The organism is Dactylosporangium sp. NPDC049742, from assembly GCF_040674675.1.
In the GTDB taxonomy this organism is placed as follows: Bacteria; Actinomycetota; Actinomycetes; order Mycobacteriales; family Micromonosporaceae; genus Dactylosporangium; species Dactylosporangium maewongense.
In genome coordinates this window covers 37,814-53,031 of the sequence record NZ_JBFANF010000001.1, presented here as the reverse complement: position 1 = coordinate 53,031, position 15,218 = coordinate 37,814, and the positions used below count along the sequence as shown (strand labels likewise).

Genomic DNA, 15,218 nt, shown 5'->3' with positions numbered 1-15,218 from the left:
GGAGGAAACAACCATGCGTGCAACACTCATCTACGGTGCCGGCGACGTCCGGATCGAGGATGTTCCCGATCCCGTCCTGCGCGACCCGACCGACGCGATCGTGCGCGTGGTGCGCTCCTGCATCTGCGGCAGCGACCTGTGGCCGTACGGATCCCGCGAGGCCACCCGGCACGGGGACAGGATCGGCCACGAGTTCCTCGGCGTCGTTGAGGAGACCGGCCGGGACGTCACCGGGCTCAAGGCGGGGGATTTGGTCGTGGCGCCGTTCGTGTGGGCGGACAACACCTGCGACTTCTGCCGGAAGGGCTGCAGACGTCGTGCCGGCACGGCGGGATGTGGGCCCGGGACGGCGTCGACGGCGGGCAGGGCGAGGCCGTGCGGGTACCGCAGGCGCAGGGCACCCTCGTCAAGCTGCCCGTCGCCGAGGACTCCGCGCTGCTGCCGTCGCTGCTCGCGTTGTCCGACGTGTTCCCCACCGGCCACCACTGCGCCGTCACCGCCGGCGTCAGCCCGCGCACCACGGTCACCGTGATCGGTGATGGCGCCGTCGGGCTTTCGGCCGTGCTAGCGGCGAAGCGGCTCGGCGCGGAGCGGATCATCCTGATGGGCCGGCACAAGGACCGCACCGACCTCGGCCGCGAGTTCGGCGCGACCGACGTGGTCGCCGAGCGCGACGCGGAGGGCATCGAGCGGGTCCGGGAGCTGACCGGCGGCGACGGCACCCACACCGTGCTGGAGTGCGTCGGGCTCAAGCCGGCGATCGAGACCGCGTTCGCCGTGGTCCGCAACGGTGGCACGGTGAGCCGGGTCGGCGCGCCGCAGTACCCGGACGTGCCCGCCGACTTCGGGGTGTTCTTCCGCAACATCACCCTTACCGGCGGGGTCGCGCCCGCCCGCGCCTACATCGACGAGCTCCTGCCCGACGTGCTTGAGGGCCGCGTCCAGCCGGGCCAGGTCTTCGACCAGACCGTCGCCCTCGACCAGGTGCCCGGCGGCTACCGGGCGATGGCCGACCGCAGCGCGCTGAAGGTGCTGATCCAGCCATGACCAAACCAGCAACGACCTGGACCGATGACGAGCTGCGCCGGGTTGGGCGGGCCGAGGAGTTGCAGCTGGCCTCCCGCCGCGGCGACGGCAGCCTCCGCCTGTACGTGACCATGTGGGTCGTCCGTGCCGGCGACGAGCTCTACGTCCGCTCCGCCTACGGCCCCGACAATCCGTGGTACCGCCGCGCCATGGCCGCCGGCACCGGCCGCATCCGCGCCGGCGGGGTCGAGCGGGACGTGACCTTCGCCGACGCCGCACCGGATGTGCATGCCGGTATCGATGCGGCCTACCACGCCAAGTACGACCGGTACGGCCCGGCGATCGTCGGCTCCGTCGTCGGCGACAAGGCCGTCCCGGTCACCGTCCGGCTCGTCCCGGCCTCGTGAAAGGCACTGCGCTGTGGCACCCAACGAACAGGCCCGCCAGCACCACGACGAACTGTTCCCAGGGCACGTGTCGACCCTTTCGGTCACCGACCCGGAGCTGATCGAGTACTTCGACAACTTCGCCTTCGACGAGGTCCTGCATTACGGCACGCTCGACACCCGCACCCGGCTCATGGTCCAGCTTGCCGCGCTCATCGGGATGCAGGGGATCAGCGAGTACCGGGTCATGCTCGGCGCCGCCCTCACCGTGGGCGTGACGCCAGTCGAGGTCAAGGAGATCGTGTACCAGGCCGTGCCGTACGCGGGCATGGGCAAGGTCTTCGACTTCCTGCACGCCACCAACGAGATCCTGACCGCCCGCGGCGTCGAGCTGCCCTTGGAAGGGCAGTCGACCACCACACCCGAGACACGCATGGAACGCGGCCTCGCGACCCAGAAGGAGATCGTCGGCGCGGACGCAGTCGACGCCATGTACGCCGCGGCACCGGACGACACCGCGCACATCCAGCGGTACCTGTCCGGCAACTGCTTCGGCGACCACTACACCCGCCGCGGCCTCGACCTGCGGACCCGGGAGCTGCTCACGTTCGCGATGCTCATCGCGATGGGCGGCTGCGAACCCCAGGTCAAGGGCCACGTCGCCGCGAACCGCAACGTCGGCAACGACCGCCAGACCCTGTTGTCTGCGGCGACGCAGCTGCTGCCGTTCATCGGCTACCCGCGCACGCTCAACGCGATCCGCCTCATCGACGAGGTCATGCCGGCCGCCGGCAACGACTCGGACAAGGAGTAGATCATGCAGTACCGCCCGCTGGGGCGCACCGGCGTCCAGGTCAGCAACCTGTGCCTCGGCACCATGATGTTCGGCGCGTGGGGCACCAAGGACCACGACGAGAGCATCCGCATCATCCACCGCGCCCTCGACGCCGGGATCACGTTCGTCGACACCGCCGACGTGTACTCCCAGGGCGAGAGCGAGGAGATCGTCGGCAAAGCCCTGAAGGGCCGCCGCGACGACGTCATCCTGGCGACGAAGTTCTTCATGCCGTTCGACGACGACCCCAACCACCGCGGCGGCTCCCGCCGCTGGATCATGACCGAGGTCGAACACTCGCTGCGCCGGCTCGGCACCGACCACATCGACCTGTACCAGATGCACCGCTACGACCCGGCCGTCGACCTCGACGAGACCCTCGGCGCGCTCACCGACCTCGTCCGCGCAGGCAAGGTCCGCTACATCGGCCACTCCACCTTCCCCGCCTCCGCGCTGCTCGACGCGCAGTACATCGCCCGGGACCGCGGCCGGGAGCGGTTCGTCACCGAGCAGCCGACCTACTCGATCCTCACCCGCAACATCGAGCACGAGATCCTGCCCTTGACCCAGCGGTACGGCATGGGCGTGCTCTCCTACAGCCCACTCGCCGGCGGGTGGCTCTCCGGCCGGTACCGCAAGGACGACCACTCCGGCCCGATGTCCGAGGCCCGCAAGCGCCTCGCCAACCGCTTCGACCTGTCCCTGCCGGAGAACCAGCGCAAGCTCGACGCCGCCGACGCCCTCGCCGAGCTCGCCGAGCAGGCCGGGGTCAGCCTCATCGACCTGGCGATCGCGTTCGTCCTGCGCCACCCCGGGATCACCTCGGCGATCATCGGCCCGCGGACCATGGAGCACCTCGACTCGCAGCTCGCCGCCGCCGACGTCGAGCTCAGCGCCGACGTGCTAGACCGCATCGACGAGATCGTGCCGCCCGGCGTGACGCTCAACCCGGCCGACAACGGCTGGGTCAGCCCGTACCTGAACAAGGAGGCCCGCCGCCGATGATCACCCGCAGCGGTTCGCAGCCGTCCACGCCCGGCCCGGCGGAGAACTTCACCGGCGACGTCCGCGTCCAGCCGCTCTTCGCCGCCGAGGACACCGCCCCGTACACCGGCGCCTACGTCACCTTCCAGCCCGGGGCCCGCTCGGCCTGGCACACCCACCCGGCCGGGCAGCGGCTCGTCGTCACCGACGGCGTCGGCCGCACCCAGTCCGAAGGCGGCCCGGTCGAGGAGATCCGGGCCGGTGACGTCGTGTGGTGCCCGCCCGGCGTCAAACACTGGCACGGCGCCGCACCGACCTCGCCCATGACCCATATGGCGCTCACCGGCGTCCGCGACGGCCAGGCCGTCGAGTGGCTGGACAAGGTGACCGACGAGCAGTACGACCCACAAGGAGACCAGCAGTGACCACACCTCCGCTGACACTGAACAACGACGTCGTCATGCCCGCCCTCGGCCTCGGGGTCTTCCAGACCCCGCCGGACGAGACCCGCGCGGCAGTCGCCGCGGCGCTCGAGACCGGCTACCGGCACATCGACACCGCCGCCGCCTACGGCAACGAACGGCAGGTCGGCGAGGCCATCGCCGCCGCCAGCATCGACCGGTCCGACGTCTTCATCGAGACGAAGATCTGGATCAGCGACTACGGGTACGAGCAGACGCTGCACGGCTTCGACAAGAGCGCCCGCAAACTCGGTGTCGAGCAGATCGACCTGCTGATCCTGCACCAGGCCCTGCCGTCGGAGTTCGGCAAAACCCTTGAGGCGTACCGGGCACTGGAGACGCTGCTGGCCGACGGCCGGGTGCGCGCCATCGGGGTCAGCAACTTCATGGTCGAGCACCTGACCCGGCTCCTCGACGCCGCGACGGTGGTTCCCGCGGTCAACCAGATCGAGGTCCACCCCTACTTCCAGCAACGCGAGGTACAGGACTTCGGCGCGGAGCACGGCATCCTTACTCAGGCGTGGGCGCCGATCGGTGGGATTACCTTCTACCGCGACAGCGGCCACACCAGCACCCTGCAGGACCCGACCATCGGGGAGATCGCCGTGGCGCACGGCAAGACGCCGGCGCAGGTGATGCTGCGCTGGCACCTGCAGCAGGGCCGCTCGGCCATCCCGAAATCCGTCCGCCCGCAGCGCATCGCGGAGAACTTCGACGTCTTCGACTTCGAGCTCACCGGCGAGGAACTCGCCGCGATCGACGGCCTGGACACCGGCAAACGCGGCGGCCCCGAACCCGCCGACATCACCCTCGCCGCGTTCGGCCGGCCGATCCCGGAGAAATGAGGATCCCGCTCGTGGGAACGAAGCGCCGTGCCGTGCTGGGTGGCTCCCTCCTCGCCGTGGGAGGTGCGCTGCTCGGCGCGGCCACAGCGGGCTGCGGTAACGCCTCCCCGGCCCCGCCACGCACACCAGGCCCGGCTGGATCATCGCCGCGGCGGGTGCTGCTGGCCTACTTCTCGCGAGCCGGTGAGAACTACTGGTACGGCGGCCGCCGGACGCTCGACGTCGGCAACACCCAGATCATCGCCGAGATGATCGCCTCGTTGGTGCGCGCGGACGTCTACCGGATCGAGGCGGCGGAGCCGTACCCCGACAGCTACGACGCGACCGTCCAGCGCAACGTCGCCGAACAGAACGCCGACGCCCGCCCGGCCATCGCCGGCGCCCTGCCGGACGCCCGCGGCTACGACGTGGTGCTACTCGGCAGCGGCATCTGGAACGTCCGCCCACCCATGATCATGAGCAACTTCGCCGAACGCGCCTACCTGGCCGGCACGACCATCCACCCGTTCGTCACCTTTGCCGTCAGCGGGCTGGGCAGCACGGTGGAGGAGTACCGGCGGCTGTGCCCCGAGGCCACGATCGGCGCGGGTCTCGCCGTCCGCGGCGAGGAAGTCGCCGGCGCCCGTTCGCAGGTCGAGGCCTGGCTGCGGGAGATCGGCCTGCGCTGATTCCCGGCGACGCGGGAAGGGGGTACCGCCAGCACCGGGCACGACCCGCACTGCCTCACCTGCCGATTTTTGGGTTGTCTGGAGGTATCAGCCGCCACGACGAAGGGAAGTGCCCGGTGCCGACACCGCGCCGCCCGGCCCGCCCGGCGATGATCCTGACGATCATCTGCCTCAGCTACTTCATGGTCATCCTGGACAACTCGATCATCTTCACCGGACTGCCCAAGATCGAAGAGGCGATGCGCTTCACCCCGACCGGCCTCACCTGGGTCCAGGACGCCTACACCCTGGTCTTCGGCGGGCTGCTGCTCGGCGCCCGCTCCGGCGACATCGTCGGCCGGCGCCGCATGTTCGTCATCGGGCTCGTGCTGTTCGCGCTCGCCTCGCTGCTGGTCGGGCTCGCCTCGCTGCTGGTCGGGCTCGCCCCGTGGTCCTGGTGGCTGATCGCCGCCCGCGCCTTCCAGGGGATCGGCGCCGCGATCCTGGCGCCGTCGTCGCTGTCGCTGCTGACCGCGAGCTTCGCCGAAGGCCACCAGCGGGCCCGGGCCGTGGCCGCCTACAGCGCGGTCGCCGGGATCGGCGCCAGCGCCGGCTTGGTCTTCGGCGGTGTCTTGGCCGACGTGGTGTCGTGGCGGGCCGGGTTCTTCCTCAACGTGCCGATCGGCGTCGCGATGGTGTTCGCCGCCTACCGCTACATCGGCGAGACCGAGCGCCGCCAGGGCCGCTTCGACCTGATCGGCGCGCTGTGCGCCACGGGAGGCATGACCGCGCTGGTGTTCGGCATCGTCGACGCCGCCGAGGTCGGCTGGGGCGCACCGAGCACCATCATCGCGATCGCGCTGGGCATCGTGTTGCTCGCCGGGCTGGTGGTCAATGAGGCCCGTGCGGCGCAGCCGATCATGCCGCTGCGGCTGTTCGCCGACCGGCGACGCACCGGCGCCTACCTCGTGCGGATGCTCTACCTCGGCGCGATGATCGGCTTCTTCTTCTTCTTCACCTCCCAGTACCTGCAGGGCGTCCTGGGCTTCAGCCCGCTGCATGTGTCAGCGCTCACGTAATTGGCCTACCGCTCGCTCGTCGTCCCCCATCTACGAGGCACGGCGTCCGCCGGCAGTTCGCTCGTCCCGCCCGCGACGGTCGCGACGAGCAGGCAGAGAAAAGCAGCAGCGAGGAGGAGGTGCGTGGGCGAGCAGGGCGGTCGGCCAGTCGCGGTCATCGGTGGCTTGATAGCCGCCCCGACGCCCGCGATCTGCCCGGGGTACGACGAGCGGCGACCAGAGCAATTACGTGAGCGTCCACAACTGTGCCGCTGGGTGGCGGGTAGCACGGTGGTGTAGATGTCGGCGGTGACCGCGATCGTGGAGTGACCGAGCTGCTGCTGGATCGTCTTGAGGTCGGCACCGGCGGCGTGGGCGAGACACGCGGCGCCGTGGCGCAGGTCATGCAGCCGGACCGGCGGCAGGTCGGTGCAACCTAGGAGCCGGGTGAACCGGCGCGTGATGGCGTCCGGATGCAGCGGGCGGCCGTCCGGACCGTGAACACGTACCCGCCGTCGGCCCACGCACCAGTATCGGTCGCCCGCTGACGGCGGTGGTCCCGAAGCACCTTGACGGTGTGCTTGTCCAGGGCGACGGTCCGGCGGCTGGCGTCGGTCTTCGGCAAGCCTTCGAACACCTGGTAGCCGGCCGTGGTGCGGGCCCGGTGGACGTCGAGCTCGCTGTGGTCGAGGTCGAGGTCGTCCCACCGCAGAGCCGCCGCCTCGCCGCGACGTAGCCCGCGCAAAGCAAGCAGCCACCACAGGGCGAACAGCCGGTCGTCGCGCACCGCGTCGAGGAACTCCGCCAGCATGGCCGGGCCCCACACCGCGATCCTCGGCCGGGCGCCTGTGGCCTGCCACGCTGTGACCCTCGCCGGCGTCCACACGACCGGCCGGGGGCGCGGGTTGGCCGGCAGTTCGACGTGGCGCGCCGGATTGCCGTCGATCAGCCCGTCGCGGACCGCGGCGTTGAGGGCTGCCCGCAGCGTGGTCCGCACGTGCGCCAGCGTGGACGGGGTGTGCGGCAGCCCGGCTCGATTCGTCTGCCTGCCGATCCGGGTGAACATCTCCGACAAGCGCGCCACGGTCAGGTCTGCCAGGGTCAGGTGGCCGATGTGCGGGATCAGGAACTGCTCGATGTAGCCGGCGTGCGACAACCGGGTCGTGGGCCGGATCGCAACCCGGCCGTCCAGCCACTGCCGCAGCCACCGCGCCGCCGTCCACCCATCACCCGTGCGCTGCTCGGCACTTACCGCCAAGTATTGCTGGCGAGCCAGGGCCGCCGCCTCAAGGGTCGGGTGACCGCCCCGGCGCACCCGCCGACCCCGACCCAACCGGTCGGGTACCGAGCAGGTGAAGTACCACGAGCCGTGCCCCTTCTCGTCCCACCGGGGACACGCCCGATCCCATCTCCTGCCGGTCGCCGGGTTCACGCACCCGCACCGCTGAAACACGGAGTTGCCGCCCATAGCCGCCTCCGTAGCTCGATGAGACGCCTACGCTGCCGTTTCCTGACAGAAGCGATGTCGGGTCGCGGGGCGGGAGGGGCATCTTCCCGGCTAAGGATGCTTGTTCGTCCGTCCTGTACCGCTTTGATGATGAGCGGGGAATCCTGTCCTGTTACGGTACTGAGGGCCGGTTCAAAGTCCGTCGGCCGACGAGCTGTCTACCAATTACGGCCAGATTCCAGATCAGAGGTTCCCGAACGAGACGCCGCCCGCGAGGGATTGGGCCGTGCCGCCCGAACTCGCAGGCAGTACGTCACCCATCCGAGTCGGAAGGAACCTTGTGGCCGGAGGAGACCACCGGTCTCACTGCATCTTGTCGTGAAGTCGAGACCGGGGTCCAAACCCGCAGCCTGGCCACGACGGGACAAGCCGCCGGTGCCGGTGCGGCTGGTCATGGACGTGCTGAACGCCGTCGAGTTTGATCGCTTGCCGGTTGACGAAGCGTTGAATGCGGTCCTCGAGAGCAGCCGGTGCAGGGAGGTGTGACTGTGTCAGGACCTCTTAGGCCAGCTGGCATCGGACGCTGCCGGCCCGTTGGTCCCGACCGGCCGGGCGACCGGCCCTGATCCGCACGGGGGCGTGCGTGGCAGGCTCGAAGTGTTATGGCAGCTAGGCGTGCGGGGCGTGCCGGGGTTGAACGGTCGGCGATCGTGACGGTCGCCGGCGGGCCGTCGCCGAACCTTTTCGAGTCCGGCTTGGACGTGTCCAGGGCCGCGAAGCTGCCCGCCGAGCAGGTGCTGTACGGCCTCGGCGTGGGCCACGGCGGGCTGCCGGCCGGGGAGGCGGCGCGCCGGCTCGCCCGGTACGGGCGCAACGCGGTCTCCACGCACCGGGCTCGGCTGCTGCCGGTGCTGTGGCACCAGGTGCGCTCCCCGCTGTTGGTGCTGTTGCTGGTCGCCGCGGTGGCGTCGTACTTCGTCGGTGAGCGCAGCGACGCGATCATCATCGGAGTGATCCTGGCGCTGTCCGTCGGTCTGGGACTGGTCAACGAGTACCGGGCGGAGAAGGCGGCCGAGGCGCTGCACTCGAAGATCAGCCATCGGGCGCTGGCCGTGCGCGGCGGGCATCCGGTCGCGGTGGACGTGACCACGCTGGTCCCGGGCGATGTCGTCGACCTGCGGCTGGGAGACGTGGTGCCGGCTGACATCAGGCTGCTGCAGGCATCCGGGCTGGAGTGTGACGAGTCGGTGCTGACCGGCGAGTCGCTGCCGGTCGACAAGAACACCGCTCCGGTGCCGGCTGGCACGCCGCTGGCCGAGCTGTCCGGCTGCGCGCTGATGGGCACCGTGGTGCACGCTGGGAGCGGGCGTGGGGTGGTGACGGCAACGGGGACGGGCACGCAGTTCGGTCGCATCGCGGGAGGCCTGGGCGGCCACCCGATCGAGACGCAGTTCCAGGCCGGGTTGCGACGGTTCTCGATGCTGCTGGTCTACGTCGCCGCCGGTCTCACCACCTCGATCTTCGTCATCAACGTGGTGCTGCACCGGCCGATCCTCGAAGCGCTGCTGTTCTCCCTGGCCATCGCGGTGGGAATCACCCCGCAGCTGCTGCCCGCGGTGGTGTCGATGAGCCTGGCCGCCGGGTCCCGGCAGATGGCCCGGCGCAATGTCCTGGTCAAACGACTGGTCTGCATCGAGGACCTCGGCGACGTCGACACCCTGTTCACCGACAAGACCGGCACCCTGACCCAGGGCCGGATCAGCTTCATGCGCGCCGTCGCCACCGATCCGGATTCCCCCGACGAACCGTTGCGGTGGGGTCTGACCTGCACCGAAGCCGCCGTCGAGGACGGCCGTGCGATCGGCGGCAATCCCCTCGACATGGCGCTGTGGGACTCGCCGGCCGCGCTGGGCCAGCACGTTGCCGTGGCCGGGGACACCCGGCTGTCGATCGTGCCGTTCGACTACGAACGGCGCATGGTGTCCGTGCTCGTCCGTGACCAGCACGGCGCTCAGACGATGGTCACCAAGGGTGCGCCGGAGGCCGTCCTGGAGTGTTGCGTCAACGTGCCGGCCACCGCCGCGACGGCCCTGGCCGCCGAGTTCACGGCCGGCAACCGGGTCGTCGCCGTCGCCACCCGCCCCGCTCCCGGCCTCACCCAACTCACCGCGGCCGAAGAACACAGCCTGCGGCTGGCCGGCCTGCTGGTCTTCCTGGACCCGCCCAAGCCCGACGCGGCGGCCGCGCTGGGCCGTCTCGCCACGCTCGGCATCACGGTGAAGATCGTCACCGGGGACAACCCGGCGGTGGCCGCCAAGGTCTGCCAGGACGTCGGCCTGCCCGCCGGCACGACGCTGACCGGGGCGGACATCGACAACCTCGACGACTCGCACCTCGCGGCGGCGATCACGACCACAACGGTGTTCGCCCGGGTCAGCCCCGAGCACAAGGCACGCATCGTGCGCCTCCAACGCATGACCGGGCGGGCCGTGGCATTCCTGGGCGACGGGGTCAACGACGCCCTCGCCCTGCACGCGGCGGATGTCGGCATCTCGGTCGACTCGGCCACCGACGTGGCCAAGGACGCCGCCGACGTCATCCTGCTGGAGAAGAACCTCAACGTCCTGGCCGACGGTGTCGCCGAGGGCCGACGGATATTCGCCAACACCGTCAAGTACGTCCTGATGGGCACTTCGAGCAACTTCGGCAACATGTTCAGCGCCGCGGGCGCGTCGATGTTCCTGAAGTTCCTGCCGATGCTGCCCTCCCAGATCCTGCTCAACAACCTGCTCTACGACACCAGCCAACTCGCCATCCCCACCGACAACGTCGACGAGGAGCAGCTACGCCGCCCGTCGCACTGGGACATCCGGTTCATCCGCCGCTTCATGCTCTACTTCGGGCCGTTCAGTTCGGTGTTCGACTTCGCCACCTTTGCCGTCATGCTGTGGGTGTTCCATTCCGGACCGGCCCAGTTCCGCACCGGCTGGTTCGTCGAGTCCCTCGCCACCCAGACCCTGGTCATCTTCGCCATCCGCACCCACCGAATTCCGTTCTTCCGCAGCCACCCCAGCCTCCCGCTGACCCTCGCCGCCCTCGGCGTGGTTACCGTCGGTACGCTGCTGCCCGCCACCCCCCTCGCCAACGTGCTGGGGTTCCATCCACTACCCGGCGGCTTCTTCGCCGCGCTCACGATCATGGTTGCCTGCTACCTCGGCCTCATCGAAGTCGGCAAACGGCTCTTCTACGGCGTCACACCCACGCCCACCGGCCCGCCCGCACTGCCGGTCGGGCGCCGCCACCTGCGACGCCGCGCCGCCTACTTCAGCATCGGCCACCGCCGCAAACTCGGACCCGATCACGCCGCGACGGCACCTGCTGGCCTGTCAACGAAGTGACCGCCCTCGTTGTCCCACACGGGACCGCAAAAGATGTCCTGGCCGACGGTGCCGAGCAGCAGTGGGGAGCCGTGGCTGCCGCCGCTTTGGGTGCCGACGACGATGGGGTCGGCGTGCTGGGCGGCGGCGAGGACGACGTGGCCGGGTCGTGGTAGCGGATGTCGTATTGCACGGTGTCGTGTGCGCCCGCGGGATGATGCCGCCCTGCCGGGGTTGCCTCGGCGGCGATGTCATCCAGTCCAGTGGTGGCGAAGTCGTTGCGAGGGCAAGGCGAGCCGCTGCGACCGCTCACTCAATCGACACCTGCCAGCGCCAGGTCAAACCGCCCGGAGTCGATGTCGGTCGGGATCATGATGCACAGTGACGTCGCCCCACCGGCCGGACGTGAGATCTGCAGGCGTCCCCCGTGTGCCTCCACCCAGTCGGTGAGGCCTACGAGCTCCGTGCCGTGGGCCAGGTCGGCTCCCCCGGCACCATCGTCGCGGACCGAGACCACGAGGAACTCGCGCCTGGCCGCGTCGTCGACGGTGATGGCGACGTCGACGTTGATCGAGGAGGCGTGCGGCGCGTCCTCAGTTACGTACGCGAGCACCTCGCATACGACGCCGTACGCGGCCACCTCGACGCTGGGGGGCAGCCGGTGCTCGGGACCCGGGCTGATCGTGACCGGGACGGCCGAGCGCCGCGCGAGTGCCCTGAGCGCAGGCATGAGCCCGGACTGGGTGAGGATGGCCGGGTGGATGCCGCGTGTCATCTCTTGCAGCACCTCGAAGACACTCGTCAGGCCCTCGACCGTGTGGGAGAGCCGCGCCTTGAGCTCGTCAAGTTCGTCCGGCACCAACGCCTCGGCCGCACGAAGCTCCAGGCCGAGCGACACCAGACGCTGCTGGACGACGTCATGCACGTCGTGTTCGAAGCGGCGGCGACCTTCCTCGACGTCATGGACGATTCGGGCGCGTGACGCGCCGCTCTCGACGTTCGCCACTGTCGCGGCCACGCCCTTGGCGAACTGTGCCAGTCGCTTCTCGGCGCCGGGTGGCGGTGGCTCCCGGCGGGACCACAGCACCACCAGGCAGCCCCACAGGCGGCCACCCACCGTGATCGGCGCGGCGACCGATGCGTTGTAACCGTCGCGGCGCACCAGGGCGGCGAAGGCACCGGAACGGTCGTTGTAGCTGTCCACCCTCGCCGGGCGGAAGGCTCGCAGCACCGGCTCCGTGACGTCGCCCTCGACCTGGAATCGCCGACCCAGCCAGGTCTCGGTGCCGGGCTTGCCGTACCCGGCGAGGACGACGCTGCCAGCGGTCTCGTAGCGCATCAGCCTGGTGGCGTCCGCGTCCAGCAGCGCGGCGGCCTCGGCGACGACCCCAGCGAGCACATCGGCCGGCGGCGCACCGGACGCGACGAGCACCGCCACCCGCCGCAGACCCGCCTGCTCCGACGCGAGGTCGTGCAGTTCGTCGCGGCTCGTCCGCACGAACTCGGCCATCGCCTTGTACTCGGTCGCGACTGCCAGCAGCATCTCCAACTGCGGCAGCACGCGTTCGCGGAGGCGCTGCAGGGTCGGCCCGGGCAGGTCGGCGGGGACGAGGAGGGTTCCGGGCCGCGAGCGGTGCCGCAGCGGCAACGCAACCCGGCGCTCGTCGCCTGGAACGCTGTCGAACTCGATCACAGCGAACGGCAGCCGCAGCTCCCGCGCCAGGCGGCGCGAAACCTCCGGCAGCGCTGACCGCGGATCGTCCGCGGACAGTATGAGACGGCTCAGTACGGCAAGGAAGTCGGCCTCCTGATATGCCTCCATCAGCAGCCCTTTCGCCGACCAGACGTATCAGCGCCCACCCTATGCCGGTCACCGGGTGACTACCGGGTGAGGCGCCGGGTGACCGGCCGACCGGCCCGACCCTGAACCATCGACGCTTCGGAAACGCTCGTCGTGACGGAGGCAGAGCAAGAAGCGGTCTCATGGGAAGTGCCCGAACAGGCAACCACCAGCGAGGTGTCGCCACCTCACCGGCGCCGGACCACCCAAACTCAGCGCGGCCGCCTCGTGGGCAGCAGCCCTTCCTCGTGATCGAGTTCCCGTTCGAGCACGCGGAGGCCCTCATCCGGCAGTCTGCCGGCGTCACGCCACTGTAGTAGTTCCTCCCGCTGGGCATCGATGACCTCCCGGCGGACGTGCAGCGCGGCTTCGTGTCGTGGCGATGCCGGCACGTGGACCAGGTCGGTGCTGCTCAGCTGATCTCGTCGGTCCTGATGGTGGGTCAACTGGCCGCGGAGTTGCCCACGCATCGTCTCGATCGCGTGGGTCTTGGCGTCGTTGTGCGGTTGAGCCGCCAGCTCGTCGAGCCTGGCAATGGCAGCCTCGACAGCGGCCGAGCGTGCCTCGTTGCGTAGTCGCGCCTGGTCGACCTCGTCGGCGCGCAGGCCGAGCGCCCGGACGAGCGGCGCGAAGGTGAGACCTTGCCCCACCAGCGTGATCATTACGACGACAAACGTGCAGAACAGCAGCAGGTCGCGGTTCGGGAACGGGGCACCGTCGGCGGTGACCCGCGGCAAGGCGGAGATCGCCGCGAGGCTGATCACGCCTCGGGTGCCGGACCAGCTGAGTGCCACGACAGCGCGGCCCGTGAGCCGCTGGGATACGCGATCGTGTGATGGCGCTGCCGGCGTCTTGTCAGCCCCGGCACGGTCGTCGTCGACAGCCCGGCCACCCAGCCAGGTGTACAGCGATCGGGGCAGCGACTGGGTCAACACCAGCCACACCGGGCGCAGCAACAACACCACACCGACGGTGATCGTCACCGCGATGACGATCGTGGCCGAATCGTATTGTGCGAGTCCGCGTACAACCTCGGGCAACTGCTGCCCTATCAGCAGGAACACGAACCCTTCGAGCAGGAAGTCGACCAGCCGCCAGACCGCGTTCGTCTGTAGCCGGCTCGCGCCTGAGGCCGATCGTGGCCGGTGGTGCCCGACAATCAGCCCCGCGACGACCACCGCGAGCACGCCCGAGACATGAACCTTCTCGCCGAGCAGGTAGGCCGCGAACGGGGTGGCCAGCGAGACGGCGTTCGCCATCAACGGGTCGCTGCTCAGAGCGCGCGTCAACAGCCGGACAGCGTAGGCGACCAGCGCTCCGGCCGCGACGCCACCTACCGCGGCGATCAAGAACTGACCGAGCGCGGACGGCGCCGAGAAACCGCCACCGGTGGCCGCGGCGACGGCCACACTGAGGATCGTGAGCGCCGTGGCGTCGTTGAGCAGCCCTTCGCCCTGGATGAGCGTGAGAACTCTGGGTGGAAGGCCGACCTTGCGCCCGACTGCGAGCGCGGCCACCGGATCGGGCGGCGCGACCGCCGCGCCGACCGCAATACCGGTGGCCAGGGTCGCTCCCGCGACGAACCATTGGAAGCCGATGCCGATCATCACCGCATTGAGGAAGACCAAAAGCACCGACAGGCTCACCACGGTGCGTAGGTTGCGGCGGATCGCGAGCAGCGACGAGTCCAGTGCGGCGCTGTACAGCAGTGGTGGCAGGACGAACGCCATGATGATTTCGGGGGGCAGAACGACATTGGGCCCCGGCAAGAGGGCGTAACCGATGCCGATGATCGCCAGCAGCGCTGCGGCCGGCAAGCTTGTCCGGTTTGCGACCCACCGCACCAATACGACGACAGCGACGGCGGCAAGCACGAACAGCAGCATCGACTCGACGCTCATTGCGTCCATTCTCCTGGACATGGCCTGCGGGGGAGATGAGACGGGCGGCCTTCCCGCGGTATGACCGCCGATGCGCCGCCGACGACATTCCGGGCGGTTACGGACGATGCCGGTTCAGCTCGGAGATGCCGTCTATTCGTGAGGTCCGTTTGCGTCCGGACGGAGTACCAGCGTCAGGCGCAGGCCATCCCGCAGTTCCTCGACGCGGAAACGTTCCGCTTGGCCGCTGTCGGGCAGCATGGCGTCGTAGAGCTCAGTGTTGCTGATCTCGATTGTGCCGCCTGCCCGACCGATCAGCACCTTGAGGACCGCGCGCAGATTGACGTCACTGAGATACTGCACAGGGACCGCCTCTATCCGTGGGCGTGTCTGGCGCCGGACGGCGCGCAGGGTGCCGCCGGTCACCGACAC

General features: G+C 69.8%; 14 protein-coding genes and 1 pseudogene. 10 read left to right on the top strand and 5 right to left on the bottom strand.

The window, feature by feature from the left end:
* Window positions 1–13: 13 nt before the first annotated feature.
* The 9 genes and pseudogenes from AB0J72_RS00235 to AB0J72_RS00195 form a co-directional block, all read left to right on the top strand.
* Window positions 14–256: pseudogene (locus AB0J72_RS00235) on the top strand (alcohol dehydrogenase catalytic domain-containing protein); the annotation flags it as partial.
* Between the two features lie 14 nt (window positions 257–270).
* Window positions 271–1,047 (top strand): zinc-binding dehydrogenase, encoded by a 777-nt coding sequence (locus AB0J72_RS00230; protein ID WP_363392671.1) that lies wholly within the window; start codon window positions 271–273, stop codon window positions 1,045–1,047.
* A complete protein-coding gene (locus tag AB0J72_RS00225; RefSeq protein WP_363392668.1) occupies window positions 1,044–1,433 on the top strand; it encodes a DUF2255 family protein in 390 nt (129 codons plus the stop codon). The genes AB0J72_RS00230 and AB0J72_RS00225 overlap by 4 nt, the downstream gene beginning before the upstream one ends.
* A gap of 13 nt (window positions 1,434–1,446) precedes the next feature.
* Window positions 1,447–2,226: a carboxymuconolactone decarboxylase family protein gene (locus tag AB0J72_RS00220; protein WP_363392665.1), complete on the top strand. Its 780-nt coding sequence runs from the start codon at window positions 1,447–1,449 to the stop codon at window positions 2,224–2,226.
* A 3-nt stretch (window positions 2,227–2,229) separates the two neighbouring features.
* Entirely contained in the window at window positions 2,230–3,252 is a 1,023-nt protein-coding gene (locus AB0J72_RS00215; protein ID WP_363392662.1) for an aldo/keto reductase, read from the top strand.
* A complete protein-coding gene (locus tag AB0J72_RS00210) occupies window positions 3,249–3,656 on the top strand; it encodes a cupin domain-containing protein (protein ID WP_363392659.1) in 408 nt (135 codons plus the stop codon). The genes AB0J72_RS00215 and AB0J72_RS00210 overlap by 4 nt, the downstream gene beginning before the upstream one ends.
* Window positions 3,653–4,537, top strand: a complete 885-nt coding sequence (locus tag AB0J72_RS00205; protein WP_363392656.1) for an aldo/keto reductase — start codon at window positions 3,653–3,655, stop codon at window positions 4,535–4,537. The genes AB0J72_RS00210 and AB0J72_RS00205 overlap by 4 nt, the downstream gene beginning before the upstream one ends.
* 11 nt (window positions 4,538–4,548) lie before the next feature.
* Complete coding sequence (locus AB0J72_RS00200; RefSeq protein ID WP_363392654.1) at window positions 4,549–5,205, top strand: flavodoxin; 657 nt, start codon at window positions 4,549–4,551, stop codon at window positions 5,203–5,205.
* Between the two features lie 116 nt (window positions 5,206–5,321).
* Window positions 5,322–6,263, top strand: a complete 942-nt coding sequence (locus AB0J72_RS00195) for an MFS transporter (protein WP_363392651.1) — start codon at window positions 5,322–5,324, stop codon at window positions 6,261–6,263.
* 5 nt (window positions 6,264–6,268) lie between these two features.
* Here AB0J72_RS00195 and AB0J72_RS00190 read toward each other — a convergent pair whose 3' ends face one another.
* Both AB0J72_RS00190 and AB0J72_RS00185 read right to left on the bottom strand, forming a co-directional pair.
* Window positions 6,269–6,766: a tyrosine-type recombinase/integrase gene (locus AB0J72_RS00190; RefSeq protein ID WP_363392648.1), complete on the bottom strand. Its 498-nt coding sequence runs from the start codon at window positions 6,764–6,766 to the stop codon at window positions 6,269–6,271.
* Window positions 6,679–7,500: a hypothetical protein gene (locus AB0J72_RS00185; RefSeq protein ID WP_363392645.1), complete on the bottom strand. Its 822-nt coding sequence runs from the start codon at window positions 7,498–7,500 to the stop codon at window positions 6,679–6,681. The genes AB0J72_RS00190 and AB0J72_RS00185 overlap by 88 nt, the downstream gene beginning before the upstream one ends.
* A gap of 899 nt (window positions 7,501–8,399) precedes the next feature.
* Between AB0J72_RS00185 and mgtA the strand changes: the two genes are divergently transcribed.
* Window positions 8,400–11,087 carry a magnesium-translocating P-type ATPase gene (gene mgtA / locus AB0J72_RS00180; RefSeq protein WP_363392642.1) on the top strand — a complete coding sequence of 896 codons (2,688 nt, stop codon included), beginning with the start codon at window positions 8,400–8,402 and terminating at the stop codon, window positions 11,085–11,087.
* Window positions 11,088–11,379: 292 nt separating this feature from the next.
* Here the strand turns inward: mgtA and AB0J72_RS00175 are convergent, their stop codons facing one another.
* The 3 genes from AB0J72_RS00175 to AB0J72_RS00165 all read right to left on the bottom strand — a co-directional run bounded on the left by AB0J72_RS00175 (window position 11,380) and on the right by AB0J72_RS00165 (window position 15,149).
* A complete protein-coding gene (locus tag AB0J72_RS00175) occupies window positions 11,380–12,888 on the bottom strand; it encodes a GAF domain-containing protein (protein WP_363392639.1) in 1,509 nt (502 codons plus the stop codon).
* Window positions 12,889–13,118: 230 nt separating this feature from the next.
* Complete coding sequence (locus AB0J72_RS00170; RefSeq protein ID WP_363392636.1) at window positions 13,119–14,807, bottom strand: Na+/H+ antiporter; 1,689 nt, start codon at window positions 14,805–14,807, stop codon at window positions 13,119–13,121.
* A 132-nt stretch (window positions 14,808–14,939) separates the two neighbouring features.
* On the bottom strand, window positions 14,940–15,149 hold the full coding sequence (locus AB0J72_RS00165) for a hypothetical protein (RefSeq protein WP_363392633.1): 210 nt from the start codon (window positions 15,147–15,149) through the stop codon (window positions 14,940–14,942).
* Window positions 15,150–15,218 lie beyond the last annotated feature (69 nt).